25 protein-coding genes and 2 pseudogenes are annotated in these 24,464 nt (G+C 63.2%); 19 read left to right on the forward strand and 8 right to left on the reverse strand.

Features of this window, described 5'->3' with window-relative positions:
- Positions 1 to 2: 2 nt before the first annotated feature.
- The 5 genes from NLY33_RS15480 to NLY33_RS15500 all read left to right on the forward strand — a co-directional run bounded on the left by NLY33_RS15480 (position 3) and on the right by NLY33_RS15500 (position 3,742).
- Complete coding sequence (locus NLY33_RS15480) at positions 3 to 845, forward strand: class I SAM-dependent methyltransferase (protein WP_023705589.1); 843 nt, start codon at positions 3 to 5, stop codon at positions 843 to 845.
- Between the two features lie 12 nt (positions 846 to 857).
- Entirely contained in the window at positions 858 to 2,171 is a 1,314-nt protein-coding gene (gene preA, locus NLY33_RS15485; RefSeq protein WP_023699020.1) for an NAD-dependent dihydropyrimidine dehydrogenase subunit PreA, read from the forward strand.
- 109 nt (positions 2,172 to 2,280) lie between these two features.
- A complete protein-coding gene (locus tag NLY33_RS15490; protein WP_023697058.1) occupies positions 2,281 to 2,799 on the forward strand; it encodes an RrF2 family transcriptional regulator in 519 nt (172 codons plus the stop codon).
- A 31-nt stretch (positions 2,800 to 2,830) separates the two neighbouring features.
- On the forward strand, positions 2,831 to 3,289 hold the full coding sequence (locus tag NLY33_RS15495) for a carboxymuconolactone decarboxylase family protein (protein WP_023705588.1): 459 nt from the start codon (positions 2,831 to 2,833) through the stop codon (positions 3,287 to 3,289).
- 75 nt (positions 3,290 to 3,364) lie between these two features.
- Positions 3,365 to 3,742 (forward strand): DoxX family protein, encoded by a 378-nt coding sequence (locus tag NLY33_RS15500; protein WP_023705587.1) that lies wholly within the window; start codon positions 3,365 to 3,367, stop codon positions 3,740 to 3,742.
- Positions 3,743 to 3,744: 2 nt separating this feature from the next.
- Here NLY33_RS15500 and NLY33_RS15505 read toward each other — a convergent pair whose 3' ends face one another.
- Positions 3,745 to 4,467 (reverse strand): SDR family oxidoreductase, encoded by a 723-nt coding sequence (locus tag NLY33_RS15505; protein ID WP_023705586.1) that lies wholly within the window; start codon positions 4,465 to 4,467, stop codon positions 3,745 to 3,747.
- Positions 4,464 to 5,284, reverse strand: a pseudogene (locus tag NLY33_RS15510) (SDR family NAD(P)-dependent oxidoreductase). Before NLY33_RS15510 ends, NLY33_RS15505 begins: the two are co-directional and overlap by 4 nt.
- Positions 5,285 to 5,383: 99 nt before the next feature.
- Between NLY33_RS15510 and NLY33_RS15515 the strand changes: the two are divergent.
- Positions 5,384 to 6,256 carry a helix-turn-helix transcriptional regulator gene (locus NLY33_RS15515; RefSeq protein WP_023699636.1) on the forward strand — a complete coding sequence of 291 codons (873 nt, stop codon included), beginning with the start codon at positions 5,384 to 5,386 and terminating at the stop codon, positions 6,254 to 6,256.
- A gap of 9 nt (positions 6,257 to 6,265) precedes the next feature.
- Here the strand turns inward: NLY33_RS15515 and NLY33_RS15520 are convergent, their stop codons facing one another.
- Entirely contained in the window at positions 6,266 to 6,895 is a 630-nt protein-coding gene (locus tag NLY33_RS15520) for a TetR family transcriptional regulator C-terminal domain-containing protein (protein WP_023705585.1), read from the reverse strand.
- Positions 6,896 to 7,150: 255 nt separating this feature from the next.
- Here NLY33_RS15520 and aptA point away from each other — a divergent pair, with 255 nt between their 5' ends.
- The 5 genes from aptA to NLY33_RS15545 all read left to right on the forward strand — a co-directional run bounded on the left by aptA (position 7,151) and on the right by NLY33_RS15545 (position 12,087).
- Entirely contained in the window at positions 7,151 to 8,479 is a 1,329-nt protein-coding gene (aptA, locus tag NLY33_RS15525) for an omega-aminotransferase AptA (RefSeq protein WP_023705584.1), read from the forward strand.
- Positions 8,480 to 8,548: 69 nt separating this feature from the next.
- Complete coding sequence (locus NLY33_RS15530; protein WP_023690832.1) at positions 8,549 to 9,799, forward strand: Zn-dependent hydrolase; 1,251 nt, start codon at positions 8,549 to 8,551, stop codon at positions 9,797 to 9,799.
- Between the two features lie 62 nt (positions 9,800 to 9,861).
- Positions 9,862 to 11,313 carry a dihydropyrimidinase gene (gene hydA / locus NLY33_RS15535; RefSeq protein ID WP_023705583.1) on the forward strand — a complete coding sequence of 484 codons (1,452 nt, stop codon included), beginning with the start codon at positions 9,862 to 9,864 and terminating at the stop codon, positions 11,311 to 11,313.
- A gap of 80 nt (positions 11,314 to 11,393) precedes the next feature.
- Positions 11,394 to 11,687, forward strand: coding sequence for a hypothetical protein (locus NLY33_RS15540; protein WP_245260981.1), 294 nt, complete (start codon positions 11,394 to 11,396; stop codon positions 11,685 to 11,687).
- A 16-nt stretch (positions 11,688 to 11,703) separates the two neighbouring features.
- Positions 11,704 to 12,087, forward strand: coding sequence for a hypothetical protein (locus NLY33_RS15545; protein WP_031196381.1), 384 nt, complete (start codon positions 11,704 to 11,706; stop codon positions 12,085 to 12,087).
- A gap of 17 nt (positions 12,088 to 12,104) precedes the next feature.
- Here the strand turns inward: NLY33_RS15545 and NLY33_RS15550 are convergent, their stop codons facing one another.
- Positions 12,105 to 12,509 carry a cupin domain-containing protein gene (locus NLY33_RS15550; protein ID WP_031196380.1) on the reverse strand — a complete coding sequence of 135 codons (405 nt, stop codon included), beginning with the start codon at positions 12,507 to 12,509 and terminating at the stop codon, positions 12,105 to 12,107.
- Positions 12,510 to 12,619: 110 nt separating this feature from the next.
- Here NLY33_RS15550 and NLY33_RS15555 point away from each other — a divergent pair.
- The 5 genes and pseudogenes from NLY33_RS15555 to NLY33_RS15575 all read left to right on the forward strand — a co-directional run bounded on the left by NLY33_RS15555 (position 12,620) and on the right by NLY33_RS15575 (position 16,976).
- Positions 12,620 to 13,410, forward strand: a pseudogene (locus NLY33_RS15555) (ABC transporter ATP-binding protein).
- Positions 13,400 to 13,936 carry an endonuclease domain-containing protein gene (locus NLY33_RS15560; RefSeq protein WP_023705579.1) on the forward strand — a complete coding sequence of 179 codons (537 nt, stop codon included), beginning with the start codon at positions 13,400 to 13,402 and terminating at the stop codon, positions 13,934 to 13,936. The pseudogene NLY33_RS15555 and the gene NLY33_RS15560 overlap by 11 nt, the downstream one beginning before the upstream one ends.
- The gene (locus NLY33_RS15565; RefSeq protein WP_023690837.1) at positions 13,937 to 14,815 is read left to right on the forward strand and encodes an ABC transporter permease; all 879 of its coding nucleotides are present in this window, start codon (positions 13,937 to 13,939) and stop codon (positions 14,813 to 14,815) included.
- Positions 14,812 to 15,966 (forward strand): ABC transporter permease, encoded by a 1,155-nt coding sequence (locus tag NLY33_RS15570; RefSeq protein ID WP_023682179.1) that lies wholly within the window; start codon positions 14,812 to 14,814, stop codon positions 15,964 to 15,966. The genes NLY33_RS15565 and NLY33_RS15570 overlap by 4 nt, the downstream gene beginning before the upstream one ends.
- A gap of 38 nt (positions 15,967 to 16,004) precedes the next feature.
- Positions 16,005 to 16,976, forward strand: coding sequence for an ABC transporter substrate-binding protein (locus NLY33_RS15575; protein WP_023668223.1), 972 nt, complete (start codon positions 16,005 to 16,007; stop codon positions 16,974 to 16,976).
- 48 nt (positions 16,977 to 17,024) lie between these two features.
- On the opposite strand, the gene NLY33_RS15580 is transcribed toward NLY33_RS15575, so the two are convergent.
- Positions 17,025 to 17,483, reverse strand: coding sequence for an Lrp/AsnC family transcriptional regulator (locus tag NLY33_RS15580; protein WP_023668224.1), 459 nt, complete (start codon positions 17,481 to 17,483; stop codon positions 17,025 to 17,027).
- Between the two features lie 123 nt (positions 17,484 to 17,606).
- Here NLY33_RS15580 and NLY33_RS15585 point away from each other — a divergent pair, with 123 nt between their 5' ends.
- Positions 17,607 to 18,890: a cystathionine gamma-synthase family protein gene (locus NLY33_RS15585; protein WP_023668225.1), complete on the forward strand. Its 1,284-nt coding sequence runs from the start codon at positions 17,607 to 17,609 to the stop codon at positions 18,888 to 18,890.
- Positions 18,891 to 19,136: 246 nt separating this feature from the next.
- Here NLY33_RS15585 and NLY33_RS15590 read toward each other — a convergent pair whose 3' ends face one another.
- The 3 genes from NLY33_RS15590 to NLY33_RS15600 all read right to left on the reverse strand — a co-directional run bounded on the left by NLY33_RS15590 (position 19,137) and on the right by NLY33_RS15600 (position 22,973).
- Entirely contained in the window at positions 19,137 to 20,786 is a 1,650-nt protein-coding gene (locus NLY33_RS15590; protein ID WP_023699629.1) for a thiamine pyrophosphate-binding protein, read from the reverse strand.
- Positions 20,783 to 21,958, reverse strand: coding sequence for a CaiB/BaiF CoA transferase family protein (locus NLY33_RS15595; protein ID WP_023705578.1), 1,176 nt, complete (start codon positions 21,956 to 21,958; stop codon positions 20,783 to 20,785). Before NLY33_RS15595 ends, NLY33_RS15590 begins: the two co-directional genes overlap by 4 nt.
- An 82-nt stretch (positions 21,959 to 22,040) precedes the next feature.
- Positions 22,041 to 22,973, reverse strand: a complete 933-nt coding sequence (locus NLY33_RS15600) for an alpha/beta fold hydrolase (protein WP_023705577.1) — start codon at positions 22,971 to 22,973, stop codon at positions 22,041 to 22,043.
- Positions 22,974 to 23,093: 120 nt separating this feature from the next.
- On the opposite strand from NLY33_RS15600, the gene NLY33_RS15605 reads away from it, so the two are divergent.
- Both NLY33_RS15605 and NLY33_RS15610 read left to right on the forward strand, forming a co-directional pair.
- Complete coding sequence (locus tag NLY33_RS15605) at positions 23,094 to 23,984, forward strand: alpha/beta fold hydrolase (RefSeq protein WP_023709253.1); 891 nt, start codon at positions 23,094 to 23,096, stop codon at positions 23,982 to 23,984.
- A complete protein-coding gene (locus NLY33_RS15610; protein ID WP_023705574.1) occupies positions 23,981 to 24,430 on the forward strand; it encodes a MarR family winged helix-turn-helix transcriptional regulator in 450 nt (149 codons plus the stop codon). The genes NLY33_RS15605 and NLY33_RS15610 overlap by 4 nt, the downstream gene beginning before the upstream one ends.
- The last annotated feature ends 34 nt before the right edge of the window (positions 24,431 to 24,464 follow it).

Raw genomic sequence — 24,464 nt, forward strand, 5'->3', positions numbered from 1 at the left:
TCATGGCCTCAGTGGAATCGGGCATCGCCCGTCACTACGACGTCTCGGATCTTGAGCAGCACATTCTTGCCGTGCTCGCCGATACCGGCGTGGAAATTGCCCATCTACGCGCTGGCGATCTCGAAGCGGTCGACGAGTTCCACATTGGCGGTATCGCCGCCACCAGGGAACTCATCGGCCAGATGGGTTTGAAGCCGGGGGCCAGGCTGCTCGACATTGGTTCCGGCGTGGGTGGTCCAGCCCGCTTCGCCGCCAACAATGCCGGCGCCGATGTCACCGGCATTGATCTGACGCAAAGCTATGTCGACATTGCGACCAGCCTTTCGAAGCGGGTGGGAATGGCCGACAAAGTCCGGTTCGTGCAGGGCAGCGCGCTGGACATGCCGTTCAGCAACAAAAGCTTTGATACGGCCATGATCCTGCATGTCGGCATGAATCTTCCCGACAAGAAAAAGCTGATGAGCGAGGCGGCGCGTGTGCTCAAGCCGGGCGGCGTCTTTGCCGTCTACGATGTGATGCGGCTCAAGGCAGGTGCGCTGACCTATCCGCTGCCATGGGCATCCGACGAGAGCATGTCCTTCGTTGCCACGCCCGACGACTATCGTTCGGCTGCCGCCGCCGCGGGGTTCTCTGTAACCGCCGAGCGCCCTCGTGGCGCCTTCGCCATCGAATTTTTCGACACGATACGGGCGCGCATGGCTGCGGCGCAGGCGGAAGGAAAAAAGCCGCCGCCTGGCGTTAATCTTATCATGGGCGAGAACGCCGGCACCAAGATCGGCAATCTCACCCCCGCGCTTAAAGGCGGCATTCTCGCACCCGTGGAAATGCTCCTTCGTCTCGGTTGAAAGGGACCTGTCATGGCAGACATCCGCAACAATTTCGTCGGCATCAAATCGCCCAATCCGTTCTGGCTGGCTTCGGCGCCGCCGACCGACAAGGCCTACAATGTCATCCGCGCCTTCAAGGCGGGCTGGGGCGGCGTCGTGTGGAAGACGCTGGGAGAAGAAGGTCCGCCGGTGGTCAACGTCAACGGCCCGCGTTATGGCGCGATCTGGGGGGCGGACCGGCGCCTGCTCGGCCTCAACAATATCGAGCTGATCACCGACCGCGATTTGCAGGTCAATCTGCGCGAGATCAAGCAGGTCAAGAAGGATTGGCCCGACCGCGCCATCGTCGTCTCACTGATGGTGCCATGCGTCGAGGAAAGCTGGAAGGCGATCCTGCCGGTGGTCGAGGAGACCGAAGCCGACGGCATCGAGCTCAATTTCGGCTGCCCGCACGGCATGTCGGAACGCGGCATGGGCGCTGCTGTCGGCCAGGTGCCGGAATATATCGAAATGGTGGTGCGCTGGTGCAAGGCCAACACCCGCATGCCTGTCATCACCAAGCTGACGCCGAATATCACCGATGTGCGCAAGCCGGCGCGCGCCGCACTCTCCGGCGGAACCGACGCGGTGTCGCTGATCAACACCATCAACTCGATCACCGGCGTCGACCTCGATAGCTTCGCCCCGCAGCCGACCATCGACGGCAAGGGCTCGCATGGCGGCTATTGCGGCCCGGCGGTGAAGCCGATCGCCATGAACATGGTGGCCGAGATCGCCCGCGATCCGGAAACGCGCGGCCTGCCGATCTCCGGCATTGGCGGCATCACCACCTGGCGCGATGCGGCTGAATTCATGGCGCTCGGCGCCGGCAATGTGCAGGTGTGCACGGCGGCGATGACATACGGCTTCAAGATCGTGCAGGAGATGATCGCCGGTCTCGAAAACTGGATGGACGAGAAAGGCCACGCCTCGCTCAACGACATTGTCGGCCGCGCCACGCCCAACGTCACCGACTGGCAGTATCTCAACCTCAATTACATCGCCAAGGCGCATATCGACCAGGACGCCTGCATCAAATGCGGCCGCTGCCACATCGCCTGCGAGGACACTTCGCACCAGGCGATCACCAACATGGTCGACGGCGTCAGGCATTTCGAGGTGATCGAGGCCGAATGCGTCGGCTGCAATCTGTGCGTCAATGTCTGCCCGGTCGAGAACTGCATCACCATGGAGCCGCTGGCCGCCGGCGTGATGGACCAGCGCACCGGCAAGCCGGTGTCGCCGGTCTATGCCAATTGGACGACACACCCGAACAACCCGATGGCCAAGGTGGCTGCGGAGTAGGGAACGGGTCGAAGAAAAAAGCGGCGCTTTCGAGCGCCGTTTTTCATTTTCCTATTGCAGATAAAATCTATCTGGGATAAAAGATATCCATGAATAGGAGCGCAACATCGTGAAGCTGGGCGAGGGTGTAGAAGCGGCCATCCATTGCGCGGCCACACTGGCCAGCGTGGAGGGCAACAGCACGATGCCGGGTGCTGCTTTGGCAGAGTCCTTCGGCCTGTCGCCGAGCTATCTGCTGAAACATCTGAACCAGCTGACTGCTGCGCGCATCCTGGAATCGGTACCGGGACCGGCGGGCGGCTACCGGCTGGCTCGTCCGGCCGAGCGCATCACGCTGCTCGATATCGTGCTTGCGGTCGAAGGCCGTGAGCCGGCCTTCCGCTGCGGCGAGATCCGCCAGCGCGGTCCGGTCAAGATCGATGCTTCGGCCTATGTGAAGCCGTGCGGCATCAATGCCGCGATGCTGAAGGCCGAGCGCGCCTATCGCGCGGCCCTCGCGGAAACCCGGTTGTCCGACATCGTGGCTGATTACAAGGCCGAAGGCGATCCGCGATCGTTTGCCGCCAGCTGTGCCTTTGTCGCGCGCCATCAGCGGCCGCAGAAACCCGCTTCGACCAAACAGATTTAATCCCCGCCAAACAGATGTGAAAGGAAAGACGATGAAACAGAGACTGCAATTCTTCGCCAAGGCGCCTGAGATCATGAAAGCCGTGTCGGCGCTCAACAAGGCGGTCGACGAATGCGGGCTTGAAGTGAGCCTGCTGCATTTGATCAAGCTCCGCGCCTCGCAGATCAATGGCTGCTCCTACTGCGTCGAGATGCACAGCCGCGAGGCGAGGCGCGATGGCGAAACCGAGACACGGCTCTATCTGGTTTCGGCCTGGAAGGAATCGCCGCTGTTTTCCGAGCGCGAACGCGCGGCGCTTGCCTGGACCGAGGCAACGACCCTGATCGCCAACAATGTCGTTTCGGACGAACTCTATGCCCGCACGCTAGAGCACTTCTCGGAAGAGGAACTGGTCAAGCTGTCGGTCGCGATCGGCATGATCAACACCTGGAACCGGCTCTGCATCCCGTTCCACGCCATTCACCCGATGCCGGCTGCCAAAGCAGCCTGACCGTCCGTTAGTCATGGAGCGCCGTGGAAAGGGCGGCGCTCCACCTGTTTCATGCTTAAGTACGGGGAAGATTTCATGCCTGTCGATTTGCCTTCGACCCTGTTGTTTCTCGGCCGCCTGTTGCTTGGCGGCGCCTTCGTTGACGCGGGACTGCGCAATGTTCAAAACGAGGCGTTCCTGACCGGGCTGATGGCCGCGCGCGGCGTGCCGCAGGCGAGATTGGCGTTGTGGGCCGGCATCGTCCTGCAGACCATTGCCGGCGCGCTGGTGATGGCCGGCCTGTGGACCGCGATCGCCAGTGCTGTGCTGGTGCTGTTTCTCATTGTCGCGACGCCGATGTTCCACAATTTCTGGGACCATCAGGGCCCGGACCGGGCCTCGCGCATCAACGGCTTCGTCGGCAACGTCGCCCTGGCCGGAGGCTTTCTCACGCTGATCGCACAGTCGCTGTAAGGTCACGCCGCGAAGCGCAAACCGCCATCGCAGGTCAGCACCTGGCCGGTCATGAAGCCGTTGGAGACGAGAAAGGCGATTGCGCCGGCGACGTCTTCGGCGCGGCCGATCCTGCCCACCGGGGTTTTGCCGGCATATTCGCTGAACACCGCCTGCCGCTGGTCTTCGGCCAGGAAATCCCACCATGGCGTGTCGATGACGCCGGGGGCAACGACATTGACGCGCAGCGGCTTCAGTTCGACCGCCAGGATCGGCACCACCGTCAACAGCATGCCGTTGACGGCGGCAATGCCAGCCACGCCGGGCGCCGACAATTGTGCCGACACCGCCGAGATGAAAGTGACCGATCCCGATCTGTTGAGCGTCGGCAAGGCAGCCTGCAAACAGGACAGCTGCGGCCTGACTTTCTCGTCGACGCCGCCGGCGATGTCTGAGAGATCGAGGGTTTCGAACGGCCCAAGTCCCTTGCCGCCGCTGGCAGCCAGCACGAGGTGATCGAACGGTCCGAGTTCCCCAAAGAAATGGCGGACTTCGTCCGGCTTCGAAGCATCGAAGGCAGCTTTTTCGGCGGCGCCGCCGAGGCTCTTCCAGGCGCGGGTGAGCTTGTCCTGGCTTCGTCCGGTGATGGTCACCTTCATGCCTGGGCCTAGCAGTTTTCGCGCCGTCGCCAGGCCGATGCCGGATGAGCCGCCGATGACGACCGTGTGTTCGATCTTGCCGGTCATGAATGCTGTTCCTTCGATTTTGCGGAGGCTTGGCCGACGAGGTCGAGGCTCAGGGTTCGCAATTGCTGTCTGGCCTTCGCGTCATAGGCTTGTGCGTCGGCGCGGGCCTCCCTTTGGCCGTCGGAATAGAGGCCGCTGCGGCCCTCCAGCGCGGGCGATGTCGCGAGGTTGAGAATGGCATCGGCGCCGGTTTCGACCGAGCTCCATGGCGTCACGCCGGCCTGGCGGACCATGGTGGTGTTCATGTAGCTCGCCGGATGCAGAGCGTTGACGGTGACGCCGCTGCCTTTCAACTCTCCAGGATCTGCGCCAGCTTGCTCTGGCAATAGGCGCGCACGCCGTCATAGGAACGTGTCAGCATGACGTCGCCGAAATCGATCGCCTGCTGGCCGGCCGAAGCGACGTTGATGATTCGCGCCGGCGAACTCGCCTTGAGCAGCGGCAGCAGTTCCGAGGTCAGCAGGAAACCGGCGAGATAGTTGACCGCAAAGCGCAGTTCGAAGCCGTCGGCGCTGAGCTGTCGCTTGGCGCCGGCCGTGCCGATGCCGGCATTGTTGATGAGGATGTCAAGCCGGTCGGTTTTTGCGCGTACGGCCTCGGCAAGGCGGCGGACCTCGGCTAGCGAGGCGAGGTCCGCGGCGAGGAACTCGGCTTTGCCGCCGGCGGATTCGATTTCTGCGACGGCTGCCTTGCCGCGAGCCGCGTCACGGCCATGCACCAGCACGCGCGCGCCGCCGGCGCCCAGCCTTTGCGCGACGACACGGCCGACGCCATCGGTCGAACCGGTGATGAGGATTGTCTTGTCTTTCAGATCCATATTCAGAGCCTCCATCTCTCTGGATGGAAGATGGGGCGCCTGACGCAGCCCAAACAGTTCAAACTTTATCCTGGTATCAATACTGCTATAATAGCTCTCATGGATGCTCCCACGCACTCCGCTGAAGACAGCCGCCGGCGCGAGCTTGGCGCCTTCCTGCGCTCGCGCCGCGAAAGATTGACGCCGTCCGCCACCGGCATCGCGACCGGCCTGCGGAGACGCACGCCAGGCTTGCGTCGCGAGGAAGTGGCGATGATCGCCGGCGTCGGCACCACCTGGTACACATGGCTGGAGCAGGGGCGCGAGGTCAGACCCTCGGTGGAGGTGCTAGCGGCGCTCAGCGAAGCGCTGCGCCTCGACCCCGTTGAAAGGCGGCATCTGTTCATCCTGGCAGGCCGCCAGCAACCGGAGAACCGCGTGGCTGCGCCGGAAAAGGTCGATGGCCCGCTGATGCATATGCTGGAGAGCCTGGTGCTGCAGCCGGCCTATGTCGTCGGGCGGCGCTGGGATGTGCTGGCCTGGAATCCGGCGGCGGTAGCGGTGTTCGGTGATTATGGCCTGCTAGAGGGCGACGCCCGCAACATCGTCCACATGGTGTTCACCAATCCGCATCACCGGCGCCTGCTGGTTGACTGGGAGCAATTGGCGCGCACCGTGCTGGCCTCGTTTCGGGCGGAAAGCGCCCGCTATGTGGGCGATGCGGATTTCGAGCGGCTGATCGTGCTTATGACGCGCTCAAGTCCGGAGTTTCGCGACTGGTGGCCGCAACGCGACGTGGCACGCCGATTGTCGGGGGTGAAACATGTCCGACATCCGAGAGCCGGCGCCATGACGTTCGAGCATATGAGCCTGTCGATCGACGACGGCTCGGACATGAAGCTGATCGTCTACACGCCGCTGGCCGAACAGAATTCGATTGAGAAGCTGCAGAATTTGCTTGAGGCGATGCCGGCGGAGCGCCGCAGCGCCTGACGCCCAAGGTCAGCCCTTCGGCTTCAGCCCATCAATGAACAACTGCTCCAGAAACCGCGCCGCATCCTCGAAGCGGCCGTCGCTGCCGCGGTCGGGCCCGAGCACCGCGCGGACCTGGACATCGAAATCGGCATAGTGCTGCGTCGTCGCCCAGATCGAAAAGATCAGGTGCCAGGGATCGGTGCGGGCGATTTTTCCTGCGCGCATCCAGCCCTTGATGACGTTGGCCTTCTCGTCGACCAGCGTTTTCAGCTCACCCGCCAGCAGCGGCATGATGCGCGGCGCGCCTTGCAGGATCTCGTTGGCGAACAGCCGGCTCTCCCTGGGAAAATCACGCGCCATTTCGAGCTTGCGCCGGATGTAGCTCCTGAGCTCGGTCAGGGGGTCGCCGATGTCGTCGAGTTCACGTAGCGGCGCCAGCCACGTCGCCAGCAGCCGCTCCATCAGCGTTTCGTGGATGTCTTCCTTGCGGCGGAAATAATAGAGCAGGTTCGGCTTCGACATCCCCGCGGCCTCGGCGATCTGGTCGATGGTCGAGCCGCGAAAGCCGTTGGTGGAGAAGACTTCGAGCGCTGCTTCCAGGATCAGTTCACGCTTTTCCTGCTGGATGCGGGTGCGGCGAGGGGCTGAGCCTTCCATGGCGCCGCTCACCCCTGCAAGCCTTGGCCGCAGGGTTCATCTGGACCAATTCTCTGGACCAGTTTTTCTCTTACCCGTGGAGCGCACTTCGCAGGCCGCATTTCCGCTAGTAATCCCTTGACCGCCGACAGGGCGGTGCTAACGTTTGTCCAATCGGTCAAAAATTTGCGTAGCATGAAAACGCAGCAAAGACCAAGCTTTGGAAAGACCAAGCGTTAGCCGCACCGAAACAGGTTACAAGGGGAAGTCTTGGTCATGTCCAACCGGCTGAAAGTCACGCCGAACGATCTCAGCGCATTCTGGATGCCGTTCACGGCAAACCGGCAGTTCAAACAGGCGCCGCGCATGTTCGTGTCCGCCAAGGACATGCACTACACCACCAGCGACGGCCGCAAGGTGCTCGATGGCACCGCCGGCCTCTGGTGCGTCAATGCCGGCCATTGCCGTCCCAAGATCACCGAGGCGATCCAGCACCAGGCGGCCGAACTCGACTATGCGCCGGCCTTCCAGATGGGCCACCCCATCGTGTTCGAGCTGGCCAACCGCCTGGTCGATCTCGCGCCCAAGGGCATGGACCATGTCTTCTTTACCAATTCCGGTTCGGAATCGGTCGAAACGGCGCTGAAGATGGCGATCGCCTATCACCGTGTGAAGGGCGAGGGCGCGCGCACCCGCCTGATCGGCCGCGAACGCGGCTATCACGGCGTCAATTTCGGCGGTATCTCGGTCGGCGGCATCGTCACCAACCGCAAGATGTTCGGCACGCTGCTCGGCGGCGTCGACCACATGCCGCACACGCATCTGCCGGAAAAGAACGCCTTCTCCAAGGGCGTGCCGGAATATGGCGCGGAACTCGCCAACGAGCTGGAGCGCATCGTTGCCCTGCATGACGCCTCGACCATCGCCGCCGTCATCGTCGAACCGGTCGCCGGCTCCACCGGCGTCATCCTGCCGCCGAAGGGCTATCTGCAGAAACTGCGCGAAATCTGCACCAAGCACGGCATCCTCTTGATCTTCGACGAGGTTATCACCGGTTTCGGCCGTCTCGGCGCGCCGTTCGCAGCGGATTATTTCGGCGTCACGCCCGACATCATGACCACCGCCAAGGGCGTCTCCAACGGCGTCATCCCGATGGGCGCGGTGTTCGTGAAGAAGGAAATCCACGACGCCTTCATGACCGGCCCCGAGCACATGATCGAGTTCTTCCACGGCTACACCTATTCGGGCAATCCGATTGCGTGCGCCGCGGCACTCGGCACGCTCGACACCTACAAGGAAGAGGGCCTGCTGACCCGCGGCGAGGAACTGGCGCCCTACTGGGAAGATGCGCTGCATTCGCTGAAGGACGAGCCGCATGTCATCGACATCAGGAATATCGGCCTGATCGGCGCGATCGAACTGGCGCCGATCGCCGGCAGCCCGACCAAGCGGGCCTTCTCGGCCTTCGTCAAGGCGTTCGAGCGCGGCGCGCTGATCCGCACCACCGGCGACATCATCGCGCTGTCGCCGCCACTGATCATCACCAAGGGCCAGATCAACGAATTGATCGACCATGTCAGAGAAGTGCTGAGGGCGATCGACTAATCTATCCAGCCAGTCGGGCGGCGGCGGGAACCGCCGCCCGGTTGGTTATATGAAATGAGAGGACTTTGAATGGCCGCCCCAGGCGAGAATCTGCGAATCAATTCAGACCGTTTGTGGGATTCCATCATGGAGATGGCGAAGATCGGCCCCGGTATTGCCGGCGGCAACAATCGCCAGACCGTGACCGACGAGGACGGCGAGGGACGGCATCTGTTCAAGCGCTGGTGCGAGGCGGCCGGGCTCGAAATGGGGCTCGACGAAATGGGCACCATGTTTGCCCGCCGGGAAGGCGCTGATCCCAGCCTGCCGCCGGTTTATGTCGGCAGCCACCTCGACACGCAGCCGACCGGCGGCAAATATGACGGCGTGCTCGGCGTGCTCGGCGGGCTGGAGATTATTCGCTCGCTTAACGATCTCGGCATCCAGACCAGGCATCCGATCGTCGTTACCAACTGGACCAATGAGGAAGGCTCGCGCTTTGCCCCGGCGATGATGGCGTCCGGCGTGTTCGCCGGTGTGCTCGATCAGGCGGACGTGTATCAGCACACTGATAAACAGGGCAGGAAATTTGGCGAGGAACTGGAGCGCATCGGCTGGAAAGGCACCGAGAAAGTCGGTGATCGCAAGATCCACGCCTTCTTCGAACTGCATATTGAGCAGGGGCCGATCCTCGAGGACGAAGGCATCGACATTGGCGTCGTCACCCACGGCCAGGGCCTGAAATGGCTGCAGGTAACGCTGACCGGCAAGGAGGCGCATACCGGCTCGACCCCGATGCCCAAGCGCCGTAATGCCGGGCTCGGCATGGCTCGGGTCATCGAACTGGTGCACGAGATCGCCATGGACTACCAGCCCGACGCCGTCGGCGCGGTCGGCCACATGGAAGTGTTTCCGAACTCGCGCAACATCATCGCCGGGCGCACCGTCTTCACCATCGACATCCGCTCGCCCGAGAAGGAAGTGCTGGACGCGATGGATGGGCGCATACGCGAAGGCATCGACACGATCTGTGAGGCGCTCGACATCCAGTACAAGGTCGAGCAGGTCGGCGCTTTCGATCCGGTCACCTTCGATGCCGGCTGCGTCAAGGCGATCCGCGACGCCGCCGATCGGCTCGGCTATTCCCACCGCAACATCGTCTCCGGCGCCGGCCACGACGCCTGCTGGATCAACCGCGTCGCGCCGACCGCCATGGTGATGTGCCCCTGCGTTGACGGGTTGTCACACAACGAGGCCGAGGAAATCACCAAGGAATGGGCCGGCGCCGGCGCCGACGTGCTGTTTCATGCGGTGGTGGAGACGGCGGGGATCGTGGCGTGAACTAAGATCTGTATTCAAAACGACGCTCACAAGAAGCGCGAAGAGAACAAGGGAACACGACAATGACCAAAGTCATCCGAAACGGCACCATCGTCACCGCCGACCGCACCTGGAAGGCCGATGTGCTGATGCAGCACGGCAAGATCGTCGCCATCGGCTCGAACCTGCATGGCGACCATGAGTTCGACGCCAGCGGCTGTTACGTCATGCCGGGCGGCATCGATCCGCACACCCATCTCGAAATGCCGTTCATGGGCACCTATTCGGCCGACGATTTCGAGTCCGGGACGCGTGCGGCCCTTTCCGGTGGCACCACGATGGTGGTCGATTTCTGCCTGCCGGCGCCGCAGCAATCGCTGCTGGAAGCGTTGCAGATGTGGGACAACAAGACCTCGAAGGCTGCCTGCGACTACTCCTTCCACATGGCGATCACCTGGTGGGGCAAGCAGGTGTTCGACGAGATGGCCACCGTCGTCGACAGAGGCATTACCTCGTTCAAGCATTTCATGGCCTACAAGGGCGCGCTGATGGTGGACGACGACGAGATGTACGCGTCGTTCCAGCGCTGCGCCGATCTCGGCGCGCTGCCGCTCGTTCATGCCGAGAATGGCGACGTGGTTGCGGCGCTGTCGCAAAAGCTGCTCGCCGCCGGCAATAATGGCCCCGAGGGACACGCCTATTCGCGGCCGCCGGAAGTGGAGGGCGAGGCGACCAACCGCGCCATCATGATCGCCGACATGGCCGGCGTGCCGCTCTATGTCGTGCATGTGTCCTGCGAGCAGAGCCACGAAGCCATCCGCCGCGCCCGCCAGAAGGGCATTCGGGTTTTCGGCGAGCCGCTGATCCAGCATCTGACGCTGGATGAAAGCGAGTATTTCGACAAGGATTGGGACCATGCGGCGCGCCGCGTCATGAGCCCGCCCTTCCGCAACAAGCTGCACCAGGATTCGCTGTGGGCCGGCCTGCAGGCGGGATCGCTGCAGGTGGTGGCGACCGACCACTGCGCCTTCACCACCAAGCAGAAGCGCAACGGCGTCGGCGATTTCACCAAGATCCCGAACGGCACTGGCGGGCTTGAAGACCGCTTGCCCGTGCTGTGGACGACGGGCGTCAACACCGGGCGGCTGACGATGAACGAGTTCGTCGCGGTGACTTCGACCAACATCGCCAAGATCCTCAACATGTACCCTAGGAAAGGTGCCATCGTTGAAGGCGCGGACGCCGACATCGTGGTGTGGGACCCCAGCGCCAAGAAGACCATCACCTCAAAGAAGCAGCAATCGGTGATCGACTACAACGTCTTCGAAGGTTTTGAGGTGACCGGCCTGCCGCGCTTCGTCTTTTCGCGCGGCGAATTGTCGGTCGAGGAAGCGGAGGTCAGGGCCAAGCCAGGCCATGGCGAATTCGTCGCCCGCGAGCCGAACGCGGCGGTCAACCGGGCTCTATCGACCTGGAAGGACATCACCGCGCCGCGCAAGGTCGAACGCACCGGCATTCCGGCGACAGGCGTTTGACGTTGCGGAGCCCGGGGGCGCTCATTTCACTGGTCGTGGCGATGGTGGTCGCTGGTCCGGCAACAGGGGCCGAGAGGCTGGTGGGCTTCTGGGGCAACGATGCCGGTTGTGTCTTTGCAAAGGCCGGCTTTCAGGGCCGCGACGATTATATCGTGCTGACCGCCGAGGGCATCGAGACCTATGGCAGCGGCTGCCGGTTCGCGCAGCAATTGACGTGGGCGCCGGGCACGCAATCGCTTGATGCGACCTGTTCCGCCGAGGGCGAGGCGGGGACGACGGCTGAAACCGTTGTGGTCACCAACAAGGGCGAGGGTGGTTTCTTCGTGACCATCCCCGGCCTCGAAGAAATGGGGCCGCTGCTGCCGTGTTCGTGATGTTGGTTTCGGGGGAATGAGTGTGCGTGGGTTGGTTCTATTCGTAGCGGTTCTTGCCGGGCTGGCTGCGGGTCAGGCCCATGCGGCAGGGATCGACCTGTCGAAACCCTATGGCGACAAATATGGCTGCATCAACCGCAACGGCCAGGAGGTCGCCGCCGATCGGATGCTGCTTTTGACCGACGAGGCGTTGATCACCGCCGCCAGCGCCTGCACCTTCACGGAGAAGCAAGCGCAGGCTGATGGTTCGCTGGTGGTGACGGCGACGTGCGAGGCGGAAGGTGAAGACGGGCAGGAGCCGACCAAATTCACCATCAAGCGCAGCGCCAAGAACGCCAAGAAGCTGACGGTCGCCGACGAGGACGGCAATGTCATGGGCGAAGTGGCGCGGTGCAAATGACGGCAGTCCCGTCAGCGTCAGGCCACCAGCGCATCCAGCTCCGGCAACAGGACGACGCTTTCCTGTTCATTGGGATCGGTGCGGGCGATGACGGCCGAGGACGGGGCGTTGCTCATATTGGCCGGCAGATGCGGTACGCCGGCCGGGATGTAGAAGAGGTCGCCGGCCTTGACGACGATGTGGTTCTCGAGCCTGTCGCCATACCATGTGTGGACCTCGCCCGAGAGCACATAGATCGCCGTCTCATGGCTTTCATGCAGATGCGCCTTGGCGCGGGCGCCGGGCGGCAGGGTGAGCAGATGCATGCAGATGCCGGACGAGCCGACCGTCTCGGCGGCAATGCCGGCAAAATAGGTCAATCCCTGCTTGCCTTCATAAGTGCTTTCAGGACGGATAAGGTGACAAGTGGGTTTGGGCGACATCGGCAAGGCTCCGGGCGTCGATTGGGTGGGATTGGACGAGTGGAAAGCAACATCAACGCGAATGCAACGGCATTTCATCCTGGGCGGCTGCGAGAGGCAGGCAGCAAGCGATGACGGGACGATCGCCAGCCGTTGTCTCGGCAAGCAGACTTGGCCTTACCTTTCAGACCAATGACGGTCCGGTAGAGGCGCTCTCCAATGTCGACCTGACCATCGGCAAGGGCGAGTTCGTCTCCTTCATCGGCCCATCGGGCTGCGGCAAGACCACCTTGCTGCGCGTCATCGCCGATCTGGAAAAACCGACATCGGGCACGATCTCGGTCAACGGCATGACGCCGGAACAGGCGCGCGAGAAACGCGCTTATGGCTACGTCTTCCAGGCGGCAGCCCTTTTCCCGTGGCGCACGATCGAGCGTAACGTGGCGCTGCCGCTGGAGATCATCGGCCTTTCGAGAGCGGAGCAGGCCGAGCGCATCAAGCGCACGATGGAGCTCGTCAACCTCTCCGGCTTCGAGAAGAAATACCCTTGGCAGCTTTCCGGCGGCATGCAGCAGCGCGCTTCGATCGCCCGCGCGCTCGCCTTCGACGCCGACCTGTTGCTGATGGACGAGCCCTTCGGCGCGCTGGACGAGATCGTGCGCGACCATCTCAATGAACAGCTTCTGGAATTGTGGGCACGCACCAACAAGACGATCTGCTTCGTCACCCATTCCATCCCCGAGGCGGTGTATCTGTCGACGCGCATCGTCGTCATGTCGCCGCGCCCAGGTCGGGTTACCGACATCATCGAATCGACGCTGCCAAAGGAGCGGCCGCTGGATATCCGCGAGACGCCGGAATTTTGGCGATCGCGGCCAGGGTGCGCGATGGCTTGAGGGCAGGGCACAGCTATGATGATTGAGGGGGCGAACGACCGGCTGGCTCCTCTCCCCAACGGGGAGAGGGTGGCCGGAGCGAAGCGGAGGTCGGGTGAGGGGGCGGCGCCGACGGATCCGACCAAGAGAAATGTCGGGGCAACCGCTCGCGCCCGAAAGCTGCGGTTTGACGAGACCGAAGCTGAATACCGGCTTTGGGGGGAATTGAGAGGACGTCATCTCAACGGCTACAAATTTGTGCGGCAAGTGCCGCTCGGACCTTTCATCGCGGACTTCGTCTGCCGCGAGCAGGGGCTGATTGTCGAACTTGATGGCAGCCAACACGCGGATTCACTGACCGATCCCGCCAGGACAGCCTGGCTGAACGGACAAGGTTATTCGGTTCTGCGCTTCTGGAATCACGAAGTTTTGGCTGAGCGCCGAGCGGTCCTGGATACGATCTTGGCTTGTCTCGACGGAAAGATTTCTACCCCCTCACCCGACCTCCGCTTCGCTCCGGCCACCCTCTCCCCGTTGGGGAGAGGAGGGCGCCCCGCTGGCGAGGCGCGCTAGATGGACACCTTCCGCGAAAAATTCATCCCCGTGACCTCCATCCTCCTGGGCGTGGTGGTGCTCTGGTATGTCTTCGCCGTCATCCTAAACGCGCCCTTCCAGCGCGACCTCGACCGGCGCGCCGGGGAAACCCACGACACCGTCGAATTCATCGGCAAGACGCTGTCGCAGCCCAAGCCGACGCTGCCGGCGCCGCATCAGGTGGCGGTGAACTTCTTCGAGAACACCTTCCTGCGGCCCATCACATCGAGCCGCAGCCTCGTCTACAATGCCTGGGTGACCCTGTCGTCGACGTTGCTCGGCTTTGCCTTCGGCACGGCGCTCGGCATCGTCATCGCGGTCGGCATCGTGCATGTGGCGACGCTCGACCGCAGCCTGATGCCGTGGATCATCGCCTCCCAGACGATTCCCATTCTGGCGGTGGCGCCGATGATCATCGTCGTGCTGGGGGCGATCGGCATCAGCGGTCTGATCCCAAAGGCGATGATCTCGACCTACCTGTCGTTCTTCCCGGTGACGGTTGGCATGGTGAAGGGCCTGCGCTCGCCCGAACTCATGCATCTCGACCTGATGCACACCTACAATGCCAGTGTCTCGCAGACCTTCTGGAAGCTGCGGGTGCCGGCCTCGGTGCCGTTCCTGTTCACCTCGATGAAGGTGGCGGTGGCGGCGAGCCTGGTCGGCGCCATTGTCGGCGAACTGCCGACCGGTGCTGTCGCCGGCATCGGCGCCAAGCTTTTGGCAGGCGCCTATTACAGCCAGTCCATCGACATCTGGTCCGCCCTTGTGGCGGGCTCGGTGGTGGCGGCCCTTCTGGTCATGGTGGTCGGCATAGCCGGGCGCCTCGTTGACCGCGCGATGGGCGGGAGGCCGGCATGAACTGGCTGAAGCCCTCCTGGCAAGCCGTGCTGGCCATTGCGCTGTGCCTCGTCGCCGTCGCGCTCGGTGCGATGTCGAAGCCGGAAGCGGCCGCCCTTGCAGACCCGACAGCAAGCTTCGACTACCCCTATTTCGGGATAAAGACCCCGATGATCGGCCTGGCCGTGCTGGCAGGGCTGATCTCGATGATCAGAATTTCGCCGCTGGCCGAGGCTGCGGTGCTGTTCATCGGCGCTCATCTCGTCGCCTGGATGCTGATCTCGGGCATTACAGGTTTCGAAGGCACGGCATTGGCGCCTTATTTCCTGCTGCTCGCCGCTGCCTGGCTGCTGGCCTGGCGCTGTGTGGCGGTGCTGTCGGGGCTTCGCCCGATGGCAAAAGGGGCGCGGATGGCGCTGCGCCTCATCATCCCGGCGATCTTCGGCGCCTGGATCCTGATCATATGGGAAGCGGTGACGCGTGGCGCCGGCATTCCCTTCATCCTTTTGCCGCCGCCGAGCGCCATCGGTGTGCGCATCGCCAGTTCCCTGCCGGTGCTCGGCGCCGATATCAGGCAGACCATCTTCAAGGCGGTGATCTTCGGTTATGTCATCGGCAGCGGCGCCGGCTTCCTGGTGGCGATTGCGGCCGACCGCGTGCCGTTCCTGCGCCGCGGTCTGCTGCCGATCGGCAATATGGTCTCGGCGCTGCCGATCATCGGTGTGGCGCCGATCATGGTGATGTGGTTCGGCTTCGACTGGCCGTCCAAGGCCGCGGTCGTCATCATCATGACCTTCTTCCCGATGCTGGTGAACACGGTTGCCGGTCTTGCCGCCTCCGGCCATATGGAGCGCGATTTGATGCGCACCTATGCGTCGGGCTACTGGCCAACACTCTTGAAGCTCCGGCTGCCGGCGGCAGCGCCCTTCATCTTCAACGCGCTGAAGATCAACTCGACGCTGGCGCTGATCGGCGCCATCGTCGCCGAGTTCTTCGGCACGCCTGTGGTCGGCATGGGCTTTCGCATCTCGACCGAGGTCGGGCGGATGAACATCGATATGGTCTGGGCCGAAATCGCAGTTGCAGCACTGGCGGGTTCGGTCTTTTATGGCGTGGTCGCTCTCGTCGAGAGAGCCGTCACGTTTTGGCATCCCTCTGTCCGTGGTGGATAGGGCGGTGGGTTCGGGTGTTAACTTCAGAGGGTAAAAACATGAAAAGACTGATCATTCCGATGCTGGCCGGCGCGATGTCGCTGGGCGCGTTCCAGGCAATGGCCGCCGACAAGGTGACCTTGCAGCTGAAATGGGTCACGCAGGCGCAGTTTGCCGGCTACTATGTCGCCAAGGCCAAGGGTTTTTATGAAGCCGAAGGCCTCGACGTCGACATCAAGCCGGGCGGTCCCGATATCGCACCCGAGCAGGTGATCGCCGGCGGTGGCGCCGACGTCATCGTCGACTGGATGGGTGGGGCGCTCGCCGCGCGCGAAAAGGGCGTGCCGCTGGTCAACATCGCCCAGCCGTTCAAGAAGGCCGGCATGGAGCTGGTCTGCCCGAAGGATGGCCCGATCAAGACCGAAGCCGATTTCAAGGGTCACACGCTCGGCGTCTGGTTCTTCGGCAACGAATATCCTTTCTACGCCTGGATGAACAAGCTCGGCCTGAAGACCGAAGGCGGCCCGGATGGCGTCACGGTTTTGAAGCAGAGCTTCGACGTGCAGCCGCTGATCCAGAAGCAGGCGGATTGCATTTCGGTCATGACCTACAACGAGTACTGGCAGCTGATCGATGCCGGCTACAAGCCGGACCAGCTCACCGTGTTCAACTACTCGGCGATGGGCAACGACCTGCTTGAGGACGGGCTCTATGCCTCGGAAGACAAGCTCAAGGATCCGGCTTTCGAAGACAAGATGGTGCGTTTCGTGCGCGCCTCGATGAAGGGCTGGAAATATGCCATCGACAACAATGACGAGGCCGCGGGCATTGTCATGGACGGCGGTGGCCAGGACGAAAACCACCAGAAGCGGATGATGAGCGAAGTCGCCAAGCTGATCGACAATGCCGACGGCAAGCTCGACCCGGCGACCTACGAGCGCACCGCCAAGGCGCTGCTCGACCAGAAGATCATCACCAAGGCGCCGACCGGCGCCTACACCACGGCCATCACCGACAAGGCGATCAAATAAGCCTGGCCAGGCAATTTCGACCTCGAGAGCGGCGCCTTTGACCAAATGTCAGAGGCGCCGTTCCTTTATGGTGTTCATGACGAAGCTGGTCTCGATCGAAGCGACGCATTTCAGCCGCGCGATCTTTTCCTTGATGAAGCGCTCGTACTGTTCGAGGCTGCCGGTCACCACCTTCAGCACATAGTCGCGCGCCCCGGTGACGAGGTGGCATTCCAGCACCTCTTCCCACCCGCGGATGGCGTCCTCGAACATGACGATCTCGTCCTCGTTCTGGCGGCTGAGCCGGACGGTGGCGATGGCGACCATGTTCCACCCGAAGGCGGCCGGGTCGACCAGCGTGGTATAGCCCCTGATGATGCCGGCCTCCTCCAGCCGGCGTACCCTCCTCAAACATGGCGACGGCGACAGGCCGATGCGCTCCGCCAGCTCATTGTTGGTGATGCGGGCGTCGGCCTGCAGCTCGCGCAGGATCTTGCGGTCGAAATCGTCGGCTATCTTCTGTTGCACTTTTGCTCTCGCTCGGCAATTTGTTGCCGGAATGCAGCCATGCGAGGCCGAAAATAGCAAGGACTGGTGGACCGGGATCGCATAAATTGCTGCACGAGACTCCTCCAGAACGCAGGAAAAGCCATGACCGCGCCGCGCCCGTCGAAAACCCACATCGGCAACCACAAGCTCCATCCGGAAACGTTGATGTTGAGCTATGGCTTCGATCCGCAACTGTCGGAAGGCGCCGTCAAGCCGCCGGTGTTCCTGACCTCGACCTTCGTGTTCAAATCGGCGGAGGAGGGACGCGACTTCTTCGACTACACATCCGGCCGCAAGGAGCCGCCGAGCGGCACGGCGTCCGGCCTGGTCTATTCGCGCTTCAATCATCCCAACTCGGAGATCGTCGAGGACCGGCTGGCGGTCTATGAGGGAACGGACGCCTGCATCCTGTTCTCGTCGGGCATGTCGGCGATCGCCACGACGCTGCTCGCCTATGCCCGGCCGGGCGATGTCATCCTGCATTCGCAGCCGCTTTACGGCGGCACCGAGACGCTTTTGACGCGCACGCTGTCCGGCTTCGGCATCGGCGCTGTCGGCTTCGCCGACGGCGTCGACGACAAGGCGGTGCGGGCCGCTGCTGATGCAGCGGTGGCGAAGGGGCGTGTCTCGGTCATTCTCATCGAAACGCCGTCGAATCCGACCAACAGCCTGGTCGACATCGCACTGATCCGGAAGTTTGCCGACGAGATCGGCGCAAGCCAAGGATCAACGCCGATCATCGTCTGCGACAACACGCTGCTCGGCCCGGTGTTCCAGCGACCGATCGAACATGGCGCGGATGTCTCCGTCTATTCGCTGACCAAATATGTCGGCGGCCATTCCGACCTGATCGCCGGTGCGGCGATGGGCAGCAAGGCGGTGACCAAGCCGATCAAGGCGCTGCGCGGCGCCATCGGCACGCAACTCGACCCGCATTCCTGCTGGATGCTCGGCCGCTCGCTGGAGACGCTGTCCATCCGCATGGAGCGCGCCAACGACAATGCGCGGCTCGTGGCCGAATTCCTGCGCGATCACGCCAAGGTCGAGAAGGTGCATTACCTGCCGTTCCTGGGCGAGGATACGGCAGCGGGACGGGCCTACAAGGCGCAATGCAGCGGCGCCGGGTCGACATTTTCTTTCGATATCAAAGGCGGAGAGAAGGCGGCCTTCGCATTTCTCAACGGGCTGCAAATATTCAAGCTGGCGGTGAGCCTCGGCGGCACGGAGTCACTCGCCAGCCACCCGGCGGCGATGACGCACTCCGGCATTCCCTTCGACGTGCGCCAGCGCATTGGCGTGCTGGAGACCACGGTCAGGCTGTCGATCGGCGTCGAGCATCCGGACGATCTTATCGCCGACCTGACGCAGGCGCTGGCAGCGGTCTGATAGCTCGCTTGTAGATATCAGGAAAGGGGCGATCGTCTTGGCAGCGTCGGCGGGACAGCACCCCCCTCTGTCCTGCCGGACATCTCCCCCTCAAGGGGGGAGATCAGCAGCTCTGACCATAGCGCCCTGTCTGCAACGCTGCAGATTGGCGAAGGGCGACATGACATCCAATCTCCCCCCTTGAGGGGGAGATGTCCGGCAGGACAGAGGGGGGTGTGACGGAACTCGGCTTTCGCTGCTAACTTCTCAGCTCTTGTCGCGGATCTGCGTCATCGTCCGCGTCGGCGTGATCGCCTCGGGGTCGAGCCTGATTTCGACGATCGCCGGCTTGCCGCTGGCGCGGGCACGCTCGAAGGCAGGGGCAAAATCTGCCGTGTTCTCGACCGTCTCGCCGTGGCCGCCATAGGCGCGGGCAAGAGCGGCAAAGTCAGGGTTCTTAAGATCGGTGGCGACGACGCGGCCGGGATAGTCGCGCTCCTGGTGCATGCGGATGGTGCCGTAGATGCCGTTGTTGACGACGATTACGACGATCGGCAGGTCGTATTGCACGGCGGTAGCGAATTCCTGTCCGTTCATCAGGAAGCAGCCGTCGCCGGCAAAGGCGATCACGGTGCGGTCGGGATGGAGCGCCTTGGCGGCGACCGCGGCCGGGGTGCCGTAACCCATCGAACCGGAGGTCGGCGCGCCTTGGGTGGCGAAGCGGCGGAAGCGGTGGAAGCGGTGCACCCAGGTGGCGTAATTGCCGGCGCCGTTGGTGAAAATGGCGTCATCGGGCAAAATCTTTTCCAGATAGTTCATGATCGGCCCCATCTGGACCGTGCCGGGGCCGGTCTCAGGAGGCGTCGACCAGTCGAGGTAGGCAGCGTGTGCTTTCGCTGTCTCATCCGCCCAGGCTGGCGTGGACGTTGGCTTGCGCTTGGCGAAGGCTTCGACGAAGGCCGACGGCGCAGCGTTGATCGCCAGGGTCGGCCGGTAGACACGGCCGAGTTCGCCGGCATCGGCATGGACATGGACCAGCGTCTGGTCGGGGTAAGGGCTCTTCAGCAGCGTATAGTCGGAGGACGGCATCTCGCCCATGCGGCCGCCGATCAGCAGCACCAGGTCGGCCTGCTTGATGGCGGTGGCCAGCTTCGGGTTGATGCCGATGCCGACATCGCCGGCATAGTTCGGGTGCAGATGGTCGAACAGCATCTGGCGGCGAAAGGAGCAGCCGACCGGCAGCGACCAGGCCTCGGCAATGGTGCGCATACGTGCCACCGCTTCCTCGTCCCAGCGTGTGCCGCCGAGGATGACGAAGGGACGCTTGGCCTTGGCCAGAAGCTTTTCCAAAGCATCGAGTTCGGCTTCGCCGGGCCGGGTTTCGACCGGCGTGTGCGGCAAGGCCGCGGGCGCGTCGACAAGACTGGTCAGCATGTCCTCCGGCAGCGAGACGACGACGGGGCCGGGGCGGCCCGATGTCGCGACGGCGAAGGCGCGGGTGACGAGTTCGGGGATGCGCGCGGCATCGTCGATCTCCACCACCCATTTGGCGATGTCGCCGAAGAAGCGCTTGTAGTCGACCTCCTGGAAAGCCTCGCGCTCCTTGGCGTGGCTGGCGACCTGGCCGATGAACAGGATGACGGGTATCGAATCCTGCATGGCAATGTGAATGCCGGCCGATGCATTGGTGGCGCCGGGGCCGCGGGTGACGAAGCAGATGCCGGGCTTGCCCGTCAGCCGCCCCTGGCAGTCGGCCATCATGGCGGCGCCGCCTTCCTGTCGGCAGACAATGGTGCGGATGGGCGAGTCATGCAATGCGTCGAGCACCGCGAGATAGGATTCGCCGGGCACGCAGAAGATGCGGTCGGTGCCGTTCGCCTCGAGTGCGTCGACAATCAGTTGTCCACCGGTCTTCATCGTCCAGACTTCTCCAGTTCGGCAAGGATTTCTTGCGTGTGTTCGCCAAGGCGCGGCGAAGGGCGTTCATAGACCAGCGGTGTGCCGGACATCACCATCGGCGCGCGTACCGAGGGCAGACGATTGCCATGGCCATCGTCGAGGTCGAGGCGCATGCCGCGTGCGATCGTCTGCGGGTCGGCAAACATCTGGCCGATGTCGTTGATCGGGCTCGCCGGCACGCTTGCCGCTTCGAGCTTGGCCAGCAATGGGTCGCGATCCCAATTCTTCAGCGTCTCGATCAAGTGCTCGCGCAACTTCACCCGGTTGGCGACGCGGGCCGGATTGGTGGCGAAATCGGGATTCGCTGAGAGATGGTCGAGCCCGACGGCGGCGCAGAATTTGGCGAACTGGCCGTCATTGCCGACCGCCAGGATGATGTGGCCGTCCCTGACCGGGACAACCTCATAGGGCGCAATGTTCATATGCGCATTGCCCATCTGCACCGGCGCTTTGCCGGAGACGAGATAGTTGAGGTTCTGGTTGCCGAGTGCGGAAATCTGCGTGTCGAACAGGGCCATGTCGATATGCTGGCCTTCGCCGGTCTTTTCGGCATGGCGAAGCGCTGCCTGGATGGCGATCACCGAATAGAGGCCGGTGAAGATGTCGGAAATAGCGACCCCGGCCTTTTGCGGCTCGCGCCCGACCTCGCCGGTGATCGACATCATGCCGGCCATGGCCTGGATGATGAAATCATAGCCGGCGCGTGAGGCGTAAGGCCCGTCCTGGCCGAAGCCGGTGATCGAGCAGTAGACGAGCTTTGGATTGATCGCCTTCAGGCTCTCGTAATCGAGCCCGTATTTCTTGAGGCCGCCGAACTTGAAGTTCTCGATCAGAACGTCGGCCGTGGCAACCAGCCGGCGCACCGTCTCGGCCCCTTCGGGCGTCGAGAAATCGACCGCGATGGAGCGCTTGCCGCGATTGCAGGAGTGGTAATAGGCGGCCGACAGGTTCTCGCCATCATGGCTCATGACGAAGGGCGGACCCCATTTGCGGGTATCGTCGCCGCCATCGGGGCTCTCGACCTTGATGACATCGGCGCCGAGATCGGCCAGCAATTGTCCTGCCCACGGGCCGGCCAGGATGCGGGCGAGTTCGACGACGCGGATGCCTTTCAGCGGAGGTTCAGCCATAAATCACCAAAAACGGGTCGGAACCGCAGCCTCTATCAACCCGGGATGCCGCTGTCACGGGCCTTGCGGTAGGCCAGCGATGTCACTGTTTGAGCACGCTATCGGCCCAGGCAGCGAAATCGTCCATAACGGTGTCGCGGTTCACCTCGTTCAGGCTTTCGTGGCGGGTGTCGGCGTAAATTTTTGAAACCAGATTCGAAAAGCCCATCGCGCGCATCCGCTTGGTGAGATGATCGATGCCTTTGCCATAGTCGGAGGCCGGATCCTTCTCGCCGCCGACGATGCTGACGGGCAGGTCGCGCCTGATGCCGGCAAAGCCCGCATCCTTGCCGCCTTTCTGCGCCATCTCCACGACATCGCGCCACATCGAGATCGAGGCATCCCAGCCGCACAGCGGGTCGGCAATGTACTTGGCCACTTCAGCCTCGTCGCGCGACAGCCAGTCGAACGGCGTCTTGTGGTTGGGCACCGCCTTGCCCCAGGCCTGGAAGGTCAGTTTGGGCAAGACGCGTGAGGGAACATCGGAGCCGAGCCTGAAGCGCTCATAAGCGAGGATGGCGAGTGCAAGCTGACCAAGCAGGCCTTGTGAGAAATTGCCGTTCCAGATCGCCGCGGCGTGGACGCGCGGCGAGTGCGCCAGCAGGTAGTTGAGCGCCACCGACGCACCCATCGAATGGCCGAACAGGATGACCGGCAGGCCGGGCTGCTCCTTCGCAATCAAATCGTGGACTGCGTCGACATCGGAGATCACCTTGGCCGGGCCGCTTGTGCCGGCGAACCTGCCGAGCGGGGCATCGGGCGCCTTGGTCGCGCCATGGCCGCGATGGTCGTGGACGTAGACATGAAAGCCGCCGGTGCTGAGGTAATCGGCGAAGCGGGCATAGCGCGCGGCGTGTTCGGCAAGGCCATGGTTAATCTGGACGACGGCGCGTGGAGAGCCGCTCGCGTGCTTCACATAGAGGTTGAGCGTGGCCCCGGTCGGTGAGGCCAGCGTCGTCTGCTCGTCAAATGCCATCTCTCGCTCCCGTCGGCGACTGTTGGGCGACGGCGTGACCGGCGTCAAGGGGAGGGCTATTGACAGTATGCTGTCAATTTGATTATATGACAGCATACTGTCAAAATAGGGAGCATGAGCATGAAAACCTTTTCGACCGTTTCGCGCCGCGCGTTTCTGCTGGCGAGCCTGTCATCCGCAATGCTCCTGCCCGGCATTGCTTCCAGCCAGACCAGGGAGATGACCATGAAGATCTCAACCATTGCCGGCCCGCAGGGCCAGCTTGCCGGCTACGACATCAAATCCGGCGACGGCCTGCCGATCCTGTTCGCGCATGGCGACTGCAGCCGCGCCACACAGTGGAACCGGGTGATGCAGCTCACCGCAGGTGGCCGTGAGGCGGTCGCCTTCGATTTTCGCGGCCATGGCGCATCGGCGCCTGCAGCTGATGCCGACTACGGCTATGACGGCCGTGCCGACGATATTGATGCGGTGGCCGATGCGTTCGGCCTGAAGCGGTTTGTCCTCGTTGCGCATAGCGGCGGCAGTGGGGCCGCGCTCGCCTATGCCGCCGGCCATGCCGACCGTGTTGCCGGCATCCTGCTGGTCGATCCGGCGACCGATCCGCGCGCCCTGCCCAAAGAGATTCGCGACGGGTTCGTGCGCGATCTGGCGGGGCCAAACGGCGGCGACGTCCTGAGCGCTTATTACACCTCGATCGCCGGATCCAATCCAGATGTCCGCAAACGGGTCCTCGCCGATGCGGCGGTGGTCGATCCGGCGGCTCGGGCAGGCGTCGGCAAGGCGCTGGCGGAATGGAATCCCGAACCGACGCTCGACGCCTATCGCGGGCCGATCTTCGTGCTGGCTACGGAGGCCAATGACAATGCGGCGGCCCTGTTTCGGCTGTGCAGCCGAATTGGCCACAGAACCGTCGCCGGTTCCGGCCATTGGGTGATGCTTGACAAGCCGGAGGCGGTGGCTGAATCCGTCAACACCTTCGTTTCCACCATCGAGGCCGGCCAGAAATGACAAGCAGGACCGAAGCCGGAGATGTGCTCACCGAACTGGTGCTTGCCGTGTTCCGGCTGAATGGCGGGTTTCTCGACGCGGCCGACCGGCTGGCGGAGCCTGCCGGGCTGACGGCGGCGCGCTGGCAGGTTCTGGGCGCGGTGCTGAAGGAGCCGAAATCGGTGGCCGACATTGCCCGCGACATGGGGCTTGCCCGCCAGAGCGTGCAGCGCCTTGCCGATATTCTGGCCGCCGAAGGGCTTGCCGCCTATGCGGACAACCCGGCGCACCGCCGCGCCAAGCTCCTGGCGATGACCGATGCCGGCCGGGCCGCGATCAGGGATATCGGCACGCGCCAGCATGTCTGGGCCAACCGCATCAGCGAGGGCATCGAGCCTCGCGTGCTTGAGACCGCGCTTGATCTGCTGCGTATGTTGACGAAGCGGGTCGAGGAGGGCGGGGTCTGATCGACCGAGCGATTGTTTTTTGCGGCCGACGAAA

Origin of the sequence: Mesorhizobium sp. C432A (assembly GCF_030323145.1) — a bacterium.
Taxonomy (GTDB): Bacteria; Pseudomonadota; Alphaproteobacteria; order Rhizobiales; family Rhizobiaceae; genus Mesorhizobium.